The organism is Bacteroides caecicola, assembly GCF_023337095.1.
GTDB classification, from domain to species: Bacteria; Bacteroidota; Bacteroidia; order Bacteroidales; family Bacteroidaceae; genus Phocaeicola; species Phocaeicola gallinarum.
In genome coordinates this window covers 285,796-298,513 of record NZ_JAMBLM010000001.1, presented here as the reverse complement: position 1 = coordinate 298,513, position 12,718 = coordinate 285,796, and the positions used below count along the sequence as shown (strand labels likewise).

The following is a 12,718-nucleotide window of genomic DNA, read 5'->3' as shown; positions in this document are numbered from 1 at the left end:
ATTCATTTTTATAAGAATAAAATTAATTCAAGCACGGACTATCGAACAAGGTGGATTCACAACACACTTTTTTCGACGAATCCGTGCTTTTTTATACTCTGATTAACACGATGAACCACTCTTTTGATTTACCAGACCACGAACTGATAAAAATTTATTGCGAGCTAAACTCTTCAGAAGCCGCAACTGCTCTATATAACCGATACTACACAACTGTTGAAAAAATCGTAGCTTCTAAAATCATACAGCGGGAGGAACGCGAAGACATCATACAAGAGGTATTCCTCCATGTATTCACCAAACTGAAAAGCAAATATACCGAAACCGGGCAATTCCGCGCATGGCTCAAGCGGCTTACATACAATTACCTGAATGATTATTTCCGGCGGAACCAGAACGCACCGCTGCGGAATGAACATTACCGTATGGACAGGCTGCCGGCATCGCCTAACCCGACTCCTTTACTTATCACTTTGGAAAAGGCATACGATGTGATGGATGAGGTTATCGAAGAATGTTCGGAAATCGAGCAAGAGATGTTGGCACTTCATTTTTACCAAAACTTGAGCTACCAAAAGATAGCCGACGAAATGGGTATGAAAAAGCCTACTTGCGCAAAACGTCTTACCGCGCTTTGTGTAAAAATAAAAAACAAAATGCAGCCGAAGGGCTTTTATGAACTACCGGAAGCCTTAAAGCGAAAGCCATAAACCAAGCGGGGTATCCGAAAGAAAGTCTGTCGCTTCTTTCGGATACCCCATCATATCAGCCGGTATACATTTTAACGTTCCGATATCGGCGTGTAAGTTACTTCGTCCAACACATTTTTATAAGCCGGACGAATAATACGGCGTCCTTCAAAATTCAGTTCTTCAATACGGTGTGCCGTCCAACCTACGATACGTGCCATAGCAAACAGAGGGGTATAGATTTCGTGAGGCAACCCCATCAGTTCATAAATAAAGCCGGAATAAAAGTCGACGTTCGAACATACTCTTTTTTTCGAACCTTTCACTTTCTTGAAACATTCGATGGCGCGTTGTTCCAGCAGCTCAAGAAAAGCAAACTCTTTCTCACATCCTTTCTCTGCCACCAGCTCACCCGCCAGCTCTTTCAGCAACACGGCGCGCGGGTCGGATATGGTATAAACGGCATGACCGATACCGTATATCAGTCCGCTGCCATCGTAAGCCTCTTTGTTAAGCATCCGTGTAAGATAAGTGTCTATTTCATCTACATTCGTCCAGTCGGATATTACTTCTTTCAAGTGATGGAACATTTTTACCACCTGAATGTTGGCTCCTCCGTGAAGCGGACCTTTTAATGAACCGATGCCGGCAGCTATGCTGGAATAAGTATCGGTACGGGTAGAACTGGTGACACGCACGGTAAACGTAGAGTTGTTACCGCCACCGTGTTCTGCCTGAAGCACCAGCAGCAAGTCCAGCATCCGCGCTTCCAGCGGAGTGTATTCTTTCTTTATCATGTAGAGAAAGTTTTCTGCCAGCGACAAGTTCTCGTGCGGATGACGAATGTGAAGCGAACGTCCGTGCATACTGTGGCGATAAATGTTATAGGCGTATGCGATAATGGTAGGAAATTTTGAAATTAACTCAATAGATTGCCTCATCAGGTTATCGCGTGAAATATCATCGGGATTCGGATCGAACGTATACATTTCGAGCACGCTCCGCGCCAAGATATTCATGATGTTCTGACCTTCAAGGTCGATGATGTTCATGGTGGTTTTCTTATCCAGCGGCATGTTATCGTTTATCAGCTCCTTGAAAGATGCCAACTGCTCACTGTCCGGCAGCTCACCCGAAAGCAGTAAGTAAGCCACTTCTTCAAACCCGAAACGTTTCTCTTTTAACAAAGCGTGGGCTATGTCTTCCAAGTCGTAACCGCGATAAAACAATTTTCCGGGGATGGGCTTCAGTCCCTCTTCGGTACGTTCATATCCCACCACGTTACCTATCTTGGTCAGTCCCACCAATACACCGGTTCCGTCTTCGTTACGAAGTCCGCGCTTCACGTTGTATTTTGTAAACAGTTCGTTGTCTATTCTACATGCCTGTTTTGCACACTCCGAAAGTTTATATACGATGTATTCTTTTTTCATGCTTTCTTCCTTTCAACTAAGTTGGTTTCTAACAAAACATTTACATTAACTCCACAATCCGCTTACCGAACTCTGCCGTCCCTATGGGTTTTCCGTTATCCATAAAACGCGCCAAGTCCGGAGTGGCTTCGCCCAGCGAGAAGGCTCTTTCCAGAGCATTGACTATCAGTTGGGCGGCTTCGTTCCATCCCAGATACTCTAACATCATGACAGACGAAAGCAACAGCGAACACGGGTTAACCACATTCTTTCCGGCAATGTTGGGAGCTGTCCCGTGGGTTGCTTCAAAAATAGCGTGTCCCGTCAGGTAATTGATGTTTGCTCCCGGAGCGATACCGATGCCGCCCACCATCGCCGCAAGCTGATCGGAAATATAATCGCCATTCAGGTTCAACGTAGCAATTACCGAATATTCCTCCGGAATCAGCAGCGTGTTCTGCAAGAATGCGTCGGCAATGCAGTCTTTTATTATTACCTTTCCGTCGTTTATAGCTTTTGCCACCGCAGCTTTTGCCGATTCTTCGCCCAAGTCTTTCTTTATCTGGTCGTACTGATTCATGGTAAACGTTTGGTCGGCAAATTCGGTTTCAGCCACTTCATACCCCCAACGCTTGAAGCCGCCTTCGGTAAATTTCATGATGTTTCCTTTGTGAACCAGCGTTACCGACGGCAGTTGTTGTGCCAGCGCGTAGCGGATGGCAGCACGCACCAAGCGTTGCGTACCTTCTTTCGATACGGGTTTCACGCCGAACGAAGAGGTTTCGGGGAAACGGACTTTCGTTACGCCCATCTCATCGCGAAGAAAAGCGAAAAACTTCCGGGCTTCGGGCGTACCCTGCTCCCACTCGATGCCGGCATAGATGTCTTCGGTATTCTCACGGAAAATGTGCATGTTTACTTTCGATGGTTCTTTTACCGGAGATACCACGCCCTTAAACCAACGCACGGGACGAAGACATACATAAAGGTCGAGCGTTTGGCGCAACGCTACGTTCAGCGAACGGATTCCGCCGCCTACGGGTGTGGTAAGCGGCCCTTTAATACCGATAAGATATTCACGGAAAGCGTCCATCGTGGCTTCGGGCAGCCATTCGCCGGTCTGCTCGAACGCCTTGCCTCCTGCAAGCACTTCTTTCCACTCGATGGAGCGTTTGCCAAGATACGCCAACTCCACAGCGGCTTTTACCACTTGCTGACATACGGGGGTTATCTCCGCTCCTACTCCGTCTCCTTCGATAAAGGGAATTGTTACATTATCGGGAACAACCAGTTTCCCGTCTTTCATATATACTTTGCTCATCTGTATTCAATTAAAAATTAATAATCAAGAATGAAAAACGAAACGCGATGATCAACTATTAACTTTATTCAGTGCTGCTCCTGCCTTAAACCAACCGATTTGCATCTCATTGTAAGTATGCAGTACCTCGAAAGTTTCAGTGGTTCCGTCATCATGCGTAATAACCGCATAAAGCGAACATCCGGGCGCAAAGTCTTTCAGTCCGAGAATGGATATGCGGTCGTGTTCCTGTATCTTGTCGTAATCGGCTTTGTTTGCAAACGTCAATGCCAACATGCCTTGCTTTTTCAGATTGGTTTCATGAATCCGCGCAAAGCTCTTGGCAAGGATGACACGCACATTCAGGAAGCGCGGTTCCATCGCCGCGTGTTCACGGCTTGAGCCTTCACCGTAATTTTCTTCTGCCACCACGATAGAAGGAATCCCCGCCGCTTTATACTGTTTCGCCACGGCAGATACGGCTTCGTAACCGCCCGTCAGTCTATTCCATACGCAGTTTGTTTTCCCGTTGAAAGCATTTACCGCCCCCATCAGCATGTTATCGGAAATGTTTTCCAGATGTCCTCGGAAACGCAGCCATGCTCCCGCCATCGAAATGTGGTCGGTGGTACATTTCCCCTGCACTTTAATCAGCAGCGGCATGTCGGTCAATTCTTTTCCGTCCCACGGCGCAAAAGGTTGCAATTTCTGAAGCCGCGCCGAGTCGGGACGGATGGTTACTTCGATGTCGCCACCGTCCGTTACCGGAGGTACGTATCCGTTATCGTCTACCGTAAAGCCGCGTTCGGGCAAGGTTTCACCCTGCGGAGCATCCAGTTTCACCGCCTCACCCTGCTCGTTTACCAGCGTGTCGGTCAGCGGATTGAAACACAAATCGCCGGCTATGGTAAGTGCCATCGCCAGCTCGGGCGAAGCCACAAAAGCGTGTGTGTTCGGGTTTCCGTCGGCACGCTTTGCAAAGTTGCGGTTAAACGAGGTTACTATCGAGTTGGCACGGGTGTTATCGTCTGTTTCGCGCTTCCACTGTCCGATACACGGACCGCAGGCATTGGTCATGATAACCCCGCCCACAGCTTCGAAATCGGCTATCATCCCGTCGCGCTTCGCCGTACAGTACACCTGCTCCGACCCCGGATTGACTATCAGCGGGGAAGCCATCTTCAGCCCTTTCGACTTAACCTGACGTGCCAGTGAAGCCGCACGGCTCAGGTCTTGATACGAAGAGTTGGTACACGAACCTATCAGCCCCACTTCCATCCGCTGCGGATAACCGTTTGCTTTCACCTTTGCCGCAAACTCGGATATGGGACAGGCGGCATCGGGCGTAAACGGCCCGTTGATATAAGGTTCGAGCGATGAAAGGTCGATTTCGATAAGGCGGTCGTAATACCCTTCAGGACGGTTTACGACAGCATCGTCCGCTCTCAGGCAGTCGGCACAAGCCTCGGCAAGCGAAGCGATTTCATCGCGTCCCGTAGCCCGCAAGTAACGAACCATCTCTTCATCGAAGGGGAACACCGAAGTGGTAGCCCCCACTTCCGCTCCCATGTTACAAATGGTCGCCTTGCCTGTTGCAGAAAGCGAGGCAGTTCCCTCGCCGAAATATTCAATAATGGCATTTGTTCCTCCCTTTACGGTCAGGATACCCGCCAACTTCAGTATCACATCTTTCGGTGCAGCCCATCCGCTCAGTCGTCCGGTCAGCTTCACCCCGATAAGTTTCGGCATTTTCAGCTCCCATTCCATTCCCGTCATCACGTCGACAGCATCCGCGCCGCCCACGCCTATGGCAATCATGCCCAGTCCGCCGGCGTTCGGCGTATGCGAGTCGGTGCCCACCATCATACCGCCGGGGAAAGCATAATTTTCCAACACTACCTGATGGATAATCCCTGCCCCCGGACGCCAGAAACCGAGTCCGTATTTCGCCGCCACGCTTTTCAGGAAGTCGTAAACCTCGCTGTTCGCCTCGCAAGCGGCAGGCAAGTCCACACCTGCCCCTTTATAAGCCTGAATCAGATGGTCGCAATGCACGGTGGCGGGAACCGCCGAAGCCGATTTTCCGGCATTCATGAATTGCAGTAACGCCATTTGCGCCGTAGCATCCTGCATCGCCACGCGGTCGGGACGGAAATTCACATAATCCTCTCCCCGACGAAATTCCAACCCCTCGTTTGCCTCATCATATAAATGAGCATACAATATTTTTTCTGCCAGCGTCATCGCCCTGCCCAACTTCTTGCGGGCTTTTTCTACCCGCTCCGGATAGAGCGCATAGAATTTTCTTAACATGTCAATGTCGTAAACCATACGATTATTTTTATCTCTGTATACACTTTTTCGCAAATATAAATAATATATTCGCAACATTCAACTATTTTCCCATAAATAACATCATTTTGATAACACAATAAGCAAGAATCGAATAAATATAACAATACTATTAAAAGCCTGTTTTAATATTCCGATGATTGGTTTTTCCCGCCACCGGCTCTTGCATTCCGCCCGTTGATGTTGTATATTTGTAAGCAAAAATTCCATAACCCGGCAAGGTGGGTCGTACGACTCGCCAAAGTGAGTTATATAACCCGGCAAGGCGGGTTATACAGCCCAGCCTGCCGGGTTATAAAAAACAACCGTAACAAACCGAATAACATGGCAGCAAAGTATGACTTTCTTTCTATTCCCAATCCGAAAGACGGGGGAAAAACACGTATTCTGTATCCTAAATTAGTAACAAACGGAACGGTGTCGTGGGAACAATTAGTGCATGAAATAGCATCGGAATCCAGCTTCGAGCCGGGGACGGTGGTAGGCGTAATGACCGAGATAGAACGCCGCGTGCTTCATCACCTGAGCTACGGCTATCGGGTTCAGGTTGGCAGTATGTGTTACGCCGAGGCATCCCTGCAAGCCGACCGCGAGATAAAAGCCGAAAATGAGATTCACGCGCAGTCCATCCACTTCGGCAAGATAAACCTTCAACCTGCAAAGAATTTCCGGTGCGACGGCGGTCTGGAGCGTGCCGACCGTTTCCGCAAGTTCCGCGAAAGTTCATCGCGCTTTACCGAAGACGAGCGGTTCGCCCGCCTGCAAACGTATTTGCAAAAGCACGGAGCGATAACCCGCACGCAATACAGCGAACTGACGGGCCTGCTGCGCTCGAACGCACAGCGTGAGTTAAACAAGTGGATTAAAGCGGGTAAGCTGACCTTCGAAGGGCGCGCCCCGCATCGGGTGTATAAGTTAAAGGAAACCGGGGAGGGGGAATAATATTTTACCCTAAAAAACGGATACTCCCCAAAGAGGGAATGGTTCTTTGGGGAGTATTGTATTTTGTCTGCTACGCTCATCAGGGAATTTTTCATATTGTTCTTCACTTTGGTTATCAGCTGTATGCCGCTCGTGAAAAGATTCTCGAATAGTGCCTGACCTATATACCCTTTGTCCGCACAGAGCTTTCCCTTTATGTTCTTCAGGAAATTTTCCTGTTTCAACGGCTCACGGTCATCCACATTTCCGGGCGTGAACATGAAATTGAGGATTTCCCCTTTGTCATTGATAATCAAGTTCAATTTGAAGCCGAAGAACCATCCCATGGAACTTTTCCCACGCCCGGCAAGTCCCTCAAAGGTCTTATGAATCAATATGCGTTGGTTCCGGCATACACGCAACGGCGTGGAATCCACAAAGCTGATACCGGTACAAGTACCCAGCAAGACTTCCTTGATGAAGACAGTAAGCTGTAACAGGACTTCTTTCTCCAGTTCCACAAAACGGTTGTAGGACACACGTCTTGGGAAGAGATGCGTCAGATGCTTGCAGACATACTCCTTGTAATAATGTTTGAAACATCGAAAACCTCCTGAATGGAACAGAATCAGAATGACCATGATTTCCGCATCGCTCATCCGGTTGGGCTTGTTCCGATGCTTACGATTCTTGTCGTCAACCATGTATTTTTCTTGTATCTTGGCAAATTCTTTGCAAAAATCATCCGCCATACAATAAATCTCTGTAAATCTGTATAAGGAATATACCTCTTTGAAATCAAGAGAGTTAGAAGATTTATCTCGTTTTAGGGTAATGAGTTAGCAACCGTTCTAATTTCCGTAGTCTGCATCGCTTTGCTTGTTTGAGTAACTCTTACAGACGCAAAAGTACAAAAATTGGATATACTACAATAACATTTTAAGCACAAGATTCGTTATTGCAGGGAAAATTTAGTTTTTTTGTACTATAAAATCCGTCTGCTTATGGAAAAAGAGATTATAGAAACTTACGCATTCAACCCTGAAGATTATTATGATGGGCGTAGAAAGTCGGACGGCAAGACCTTCCGTGATGAGGTAAAAGTATTTGAGCGTGATTTCCATCAGCGACATAGCGGTGACTATGCCTTGAATTTATATGCCAATTCCGCCACCATGCGCTTGCTCGAAAAATCGTGCGGCGCGGCTTCTTTCCTAAGTTACGGCATGGACTTAACCAAGGAGGTGCTTTCGATGCGGAGCAAGACCCACAAATCAATCATGCCATGGAAGAATATAGTCGGCACATCTTCGTTTATGGTATCGATTCTGCTTATATGGAGAGACCGGATGGAAGTGTCGTTATTGATGAAGAAGCGGGTATCTTCCCATTGACCTTACTAATAGACAATTCTATGCACAATGGGACAGTGCGACTTGCTACACCGACATCGGATGATGAGCAAGAGGAAGAAAATGTCTTGATTGATTCACCTAAATTTGAATATGCGTGATAGAACAAAAAGAAAAACAAAAGTGGCATTTAGTACGCAATAATAACGGAGAATGGATTTGTAGCGATCAGGTGGTGTATCTTGATGATTTCTCTACTATGATATACCATTTGCGGGCTAAAAAACATGGCTTGCCTCTATCACCTCAAACCGATTATGAAGGTGAAACATGGTATTACAGACATGAAGTTGAAGCCATAGAAGCTGTGATGAAAGCAGAGCAGCAAGAAATGAAATCCCGAAAATTGAAAACAACTCCAGTCAAGCGGGAAATCAGCGAAAAAGAAATAAACGATATAACAATGAATATGCTCAAACCTAATGCCAACGGCTGTTTTGATGCCTTAGATGAAGAATGCCGCTTGTGGCAAGAATTAGAAAATAATCCTCCCCAATGTTGGAAGAACATTTTGGAAGACAAGGCACTTTATGTGGAAATCCGTAAAGACAACTACGTCAATGTTTATTATTATGGTGGTAATGTAGCCTTACTTCGTTGGACAGGTGGGAAGATTACGGCTGAAACACATCGGAAGTATTTAGGGAAACCCGATGAAACTGACCTATATCAAGATTGTACGGAAATACTTCACAGTAAGGAGGGTTTAGACCTCATCAAAGAAAATATCCGTGAAGAATACCATAAGCTTTCCAAAAGAGAAAAGACGGATGAGCAAAATAGAGTATATACATCTAATGAGAAGTGGGTTCAAGGAGAACTGAAATTACGTTTTCCAAAACGCTACATTGATTCGGAATTCGCCTATCGGATTGGGAAAAACAATCTTATCCGATTTGACTTGGTGGAGCTGAAAGGAAATGAATTGAGGTTCATCGAGATAAAGCTAATCACTGATTCCCGTTTGAGAAGCAATGACAAGAAACCTGAAATCATTAATCAGATGACGAAATACAGCCATTTCATCCGTGAACATACGGAAGTATTGAAGGATTATTATACCAAGTTGTTACGGATTAAGAAACGGATTGGTTTATGGAATGGAGAGACCGAAATAGAACACATAGCTCTAAAGCCTATATTATTGATTGTAAATACTTACAAAGGCATACTTTCTAAAGGAAGGGAAAATCGCAAAAACTCCATAGAGGAGCTGAAAGAGAATACAATGTTTGAAACCATTATCGTAAGTTATCCGGACTTATGCAGATAACCATTCATCGTGCCACGCAAATAGGCGGACAGATTACCCGCATATCGACAGCCCACGCAAGCATCATCATTGATTTAGGGCATAATTTGCCCAATCGTGCAGAAGATGAAGATGTCTATGACAACGACCGTGCGATAGCTAGAATCACGGAAGGCTGTTCCGCCATATTGTACACGCATTATCATGGCGACCACATCGGATTATTTCATCACGTTCCGGACAGTGTTCCTCAATATATCGGCGAAGTGGCCAAGCAAGTAATTTGTAGGAAATACAAACAATTATGTTTCTTGCCAAACGAATCAGACCAATGCAAGTATCAACGTGCCTTAAAGACTGCTTCTAGAATGCACACGTTTCACGAAAAACAGCCATTGCGTTTCGGGGACATCTTGGTCACTCCTTATTTCGTTAGCCATTCTGCCTATGATGCCTATATGTTTCTGATAGAAGCGGAGGGGAAGCGCATCCTCCATACGGGCGATTTCCGTGGACATGGCTATCTGAGCAAAGGGTTGCTTCCTACAATTCAAAAGTATATCGGTCAAGTAGATTTGTTAATCATAGAGGGAACCATGCTTGCCCGAAAGGATGAAACCATTCTGACCGAAACAGCATTGTCGCAAAAAGCCACCGAACTAATGAAGAAGCATAAGTATGTGTTTGTTCATTGTTCGTCGACAGACATGGAACGGTTGGCAAGTTTCAAGAATGCCACCCGGAACATGTTTCCCCAACGTCCTTTATTGGCGGATGATTACCAAAAGGACATTCTTGACATCTTCTCTGCAACGGCAGGAGAAAAGCGATCTTCGATGGGAAGAAGCTCTTCGTGCTTCAAATTCGGTACCATATACACTTATAGAGATTGGAACATTAAATTGAAAGAATGGATGGCAGAAAATGGCTTCACGATGTTTGTACGGGCAAGTGATAAATTCCACATACTCTTAGATCGGATTCTTCCGATACTGCCCATAGAAGAGAAACCATTACTCATCTATTCCATGTGGGAGGGCTACATCAACCGTGATGATACAAGGAATGAAGAATATATAAAGTTGCAAGAACGCTTCACGGATGTGATACAACTTCATACCAGCGGACATGCAACAATAGACGCATTACGCAACGTCTGCATATCAACCAATCCCCGATTCGCTATTCTCCCCATTCACAGGGATAAAGAAACTAATTTCTCTTCTATTGACATACCTCCTCTACTGCAAGAGAGAATCGTAACTACAAGTCGTAAGTTGAATAACGATTTAGACATCGAATTTATTTGAGCGTAGAGCTGATTAGTTTTGGTCTGCCCAAAACACAAACTTGCTACCATAGAAAAACAGAGGTTCGACTTTAGAGTAACCCAGCCCTTTGAATGCTCCAAAGGACAACCTGCTGCTTCCAACAGAAGTAAACGGGGTGTCCAGAGGGGTGTAACCCCGTTGGCTCATTAGGGTGTTTTTAGCATGAGCGAAGCGGTGCGTGAAGAAAACGCCCTAATGAGCTATGGCTTTTTGTTCCCCAAAAGCCTGCGGCGGTGTCGGTGGTGATGTCAGCGGACATTGGTTGCCTTTTTCGTTTCGCCAGCGATGAGGGCTTTCCCTTGTCGGTCGGCAGGACGGAAGTCCGTCCGACCAGCCGGCGGATAGCGGCGTTCACCTCTGTTGCTTCCCCGGCGGACTTGTTGAGGGGTGAAAAAGCGTTGAACTGTTGAATTGTACACATAACAGCTTGATATATTGCAAAATACATTCTAAACAATCTCTAAACAAAAGCGTACCGCCCAACAAACGGATGCGAAAAGAAAAGGCAAGGTTGATGGTGTGTACCGTTGCTTCTTCTTTTCATCAGCCGTTGTGTGTTGTTGACGGTTTGTTGAGGTTGCATATTCTTATATACCAATACTTTATTACCCTTATTCAACAATTCAACAGAATATCAAAGATTTTCCAGCAGCCCTTTCGTGACGGTGTAATACCTGCCCACGCTTCTTCGGGTCTGGTAACGGTCATTGCCGCCGTATTGGTAGGCGGTATAGGTAAGACCATTGGGCGCGGGTGTGAGCTTCCAGCACTCCTGTACCACTTTCCGTACCTGCGACTTCTCTACCTTGACTTGTGAACAGACCAGCAAGGGAATGATGTCGTTCAAGCAGAAAGACACCGTTTCCACCTTCATCTTCACCATGATGTCAAGCAGCAGTTCCGCCATTTCTATCTCCAACCGATTACGGTTGCTGCGGATTATCTTCCGTAAGGCTTCCGTTTCCAGCAACTTCGGATTGAACCACATACGGCTTTCCTTTTCGGTGGATAGCTGCCTGTGTTGCAGGAAATGGAGGAAAGCAGGTATCTCCGCTTTCAGTTTTTGCAGGAAGTCGGTATCGTCACTCCGTAGCGGCATAATCTTCCGTACCCAATAGCGTGTCTCACCAGCATCTATAATGACGGGCAGGTGCTCGTTGTTGGAGCAAAGCACGAACTTGGCGAAGAAGCCTATCTCGTTACGGTCTTTGCCTTTCGCCTCCACCTTGTAGGAAAGCGTGGTACTGAGGTTCTTCAACCTTTCGCTGTCCTCACGGCGGTTGAGCAATACCTCGTCCACCATGATGAGCAGCTTGCCCGCCCAGTCGGAGTTGAACTGGCTGCGGAAGTCCTCGTTGGTGTTGAACGTCACGTTGTTCTGAAATACGGCTTTCAGGAAGTTCAGGAACGTGCTTTTGCCCGTGTTCCGTTCTTCGGACACGAGTAACAAAATGGGTAGCTTCTGAATGGGATAGAGGTAGAGCAGTTGAAGATAGTCCATACCCAATTCGTACTGTTCGCCGAAGATGTGTTCCACCAACGAGCGGATGCAGGGAAAATCCCCTTGTTCGGGAACATGGCTTATCGGCTCATAGAGGTTGAGGAACTTGCCGACTACGGGCTTGTAGCCCACATGGTCGGGTACGGTGCAGAAGCCGTCATACTTGGGGACGCTCGCCATATAATCCTTGCCGTAGTCCTGCCGCAGGGTCTCGGAGTTCCATGCGATGCGTTTCCTCACATAGCCGCCATCGATGCGGGGCTGGTCCACAATTTTGTAGAGCGTAGTGCCTACTCGGATGAATTCTTCTTTCTTTTCCATGTCTTTAATACAGATTTTAGTGCCGCCAACGTATTGTCGGCAAGCGGATTAAACATGGGTGCAAAGCTACGGCAGGACGGCTAAAACATTGATACATAAAATGATGCAGAACGGCGCAAAAAAACTGACGGATAAGAAAATACAGCGGAACGGGTAATATCAGCCGTCAAAAGGCGAAAAGAAATAGCCCGAAGAAGCGAAACCGCACTTCTTCGGACTGACGGGAT

Annotated in this window: 10 protein-coding genes and 1 pseudogene; 5 read left to right on the top strand and 6 right to left on the bottom strand. The window is 46.6% G+C overall.

Annotated elements, in window-relative coordinates; translation table 11 throughout:
* Window positions 1–110 precede the first annotated feature (110 nt).
* Window positions 111–710 (top strand): RNA polymerase sigma factor, encoded by a 600-nt coding sequence (locus tag M3085_RS01175; protein WP_178255670.1) that lies wholly within the window; start codon window positions 111–113, stop codon window positions 708–710.
* 71 nt (window positions 711–781) lie between these two features.
* Here the strand turns inward: M3085_RS01175 and M3085_RS01170 are convergent, their stop codons facing one another.
* The 3 genes from M3085_RS01170 to M3085_RS01160 are packed head-to-tail and all read right to left on the bottom strand — an operon-like array spanning window position 782 to window position 5,732.
* Window positions 782–2,122 (bottom strand): citrate/2-methylcitrate synthase, encoded by a 1,341-nt coding sequence (locus tag M3085_RS01170; protein WP_178255671.1) that lies wholly within the window; start codon window positions 2,120–2,122, stop codon window positions 782–784.
* Between the two features lie 40 nt (window positions 2,123–2,162).
* Window positions 2,163–3,422, bottom strand: a complete 1,260-nt coding sequence (gene icd, locus M3085_RS01165; RefSeq protein WP_178255672.1) for an NADP-dependent isocitrate dehydrogenase — start codon at window positions 3,420–3,422, stop codon at window positions 2,163–2,165.
* Window positions 3,423–3,473: 51 nt separating this feature from the next.
* Complete coding sequence (locus M3085_RS01160; protein WP_249052116.1) at window positions 3,474–5,732, bottom strand: aconitate hydratase; 2,259 nt, start codon at window positions 5,730–5,732, stop codon at window positions 3,474–3,476.
* A 345-nt stretch (window positions 5,733–6,077) separates the two neighbouring features.
* Here M3085_RS01160 and M3085_RS01155 point away from each other — a divergent pair, with 345 nt between their 5' ends.
* The gene (locus M3085_RS01155) at window positions 6,078–6,695 is read left to right on the top strand and encodes a hypothetical protein (RefSeq protein WP_249052115.1); all 618 of its coding nucleotides are present in this window, start codon (window positions 6,078–6,080) and stop codon (window positions 6,693–6,695) included.
* Window positions 6,696–6,754: 59 nt separating this feature from the next.
* On the opposite strand, the pseudogene M3085_RS01150 reads toward M3085_RS01155, so the two are convergent.
* A pseudogene (locus tag M3085_RS01150) lies at window positions 6,755–7,426 on the bottom strand (IS982 family transposase); the annotation flags it as partial.
* Window positions 7,427–7,678: 252 nt separating this feature from the next.
* Here M3085_RS01150 and M3085_RS01145 point away from each other — a divergent pair.
* From M3085_RS01145 to M3085_RS01135, 3 genes are all read left to right on the top strand, one after another.
* On the top strand, window positions 7,679–8,068 hold the full coding sequence (locus tag M3085_RS01145) for a hypothetical protein (protein WP_249052114.1): 390 nt from the start codon (window positions 7,679–7,681) through the stop codon (window positions 8,066–8,068).
* A 115-nt stretch (window positions 8,069–8,183) separates the two neighbouring features.
* Window positions 8,184–9,359: a hypothetical protein gene (locus M3085_RS01140; protein WP_249052113.1), complete on the top strand. Its 1,176-nt coding sequence runs from the start codon at window positions 8,184–8,186 to the stop codon at window positions 9,357–9,359.
* Window positions 9,350–10,648: an MBL fold metallo-hydrolase gene (locus M3085_RS01135; protein ID WP_071149578.1), complete on the top strand. Its 1,299-nt coding sequence runs from the start codon at window positions 9,350–9,352 to the stop codon at window positions 10,646–10,648. Before M3085_RS01140 ends, M3085_RS01135 begins: the two co-directional genes overlap by 10 nt.
* Before the next feature lie 269 nt (window positions 10,649–10,917).
* Here M3085_RS01135 and M3085_RS01130 read toward each other — a convergent pair whose 3' ends face one another.
* Together M3085_RS01130 and M3085_RS01125 are read right to left on the bottom strand one after the other, a co-directional pair.
* On the bottom strand, window positions 10,918–11,088 hold the full coding sequence (locus M3085_RS01130) for a hypothetical protein (protein ID WP_178256060.1): 171 nt from the start codon (window positions 11,086–11,088) through the stop codon (window positions 10,918–10,920).
* A 215-nt stretch (window positions 11,089–11,303) separates the two neighbouring features.
* Window positions 11,304–12,491 (bottom strand): primase-helicase family protein, encoded by a 1,188-nt coding sequence (locus M3085_RS01125; RefSeq protein WP_249052112.1) that lies wholly within the window; start codon window positions 12,489–12,491, stop codon window positions 11,304–11,306.
* Window positions 12,492–12,718 lie beyond the last annotated feature (227 nt).

Bases quoted from the DNA above. Each gene is read 5' to 3' on its own strand.
- M3085_RS01175 (WP_178255670.1), top strand. From the start codon at position 111: ATGAACCACTCTTTTGATTTACCAGACCACGAACTGATAAAAATTTAT.
- M3085_RS01160 (WP_249052116.1), bottom strand. From the start codon at position 5,732: ATGGTTTACGACATTGACATGTTAAGAAAATTCTATGCGCTCTATCCG.
- M3085_RS01170 (WP_178255671.1), bottom strand. From the start codon at position 2,122: ATGAAAAAAGAATACATCGTATATAAACTTTCGGAGTGTGCAAAACAG.
- M3085_RS01125 (WP_249052112.1), bottom strand. From the start codon at position 12,491: ATGGAAAAGAAAGAAGAATTCATCCGAGTAGGCACTACGCTCTACAAA.
- icd (WP_178255672.1), bottom strand. From the start codon at position 3,422: ATGAGCAAAGTATATATGAAAGACGGGAAACTGGTTGTTCCCGATAAT.
- M3085_RS01135 (WP_071149578.1), top strand. From the start codon at position 9,350: ATGCAGATAACCATTCATCGTGCCACGCAAATAGGCGGACAGATTACC.
- M3085_RS01155 (WP_249052115.1), top strand. From the start codon at position 6,078: ATGGCAGCAAAGTATGACTTTCTTTCTATTCCCAATCCGAAAGACGGG.
- M3085_RS01145 (WP_249052114.1), top strand. From the start codon at position 7,679: ATGGAAAAAGAGATTATAGAAACTTACGCATTCAACCCTGAAGATTAT.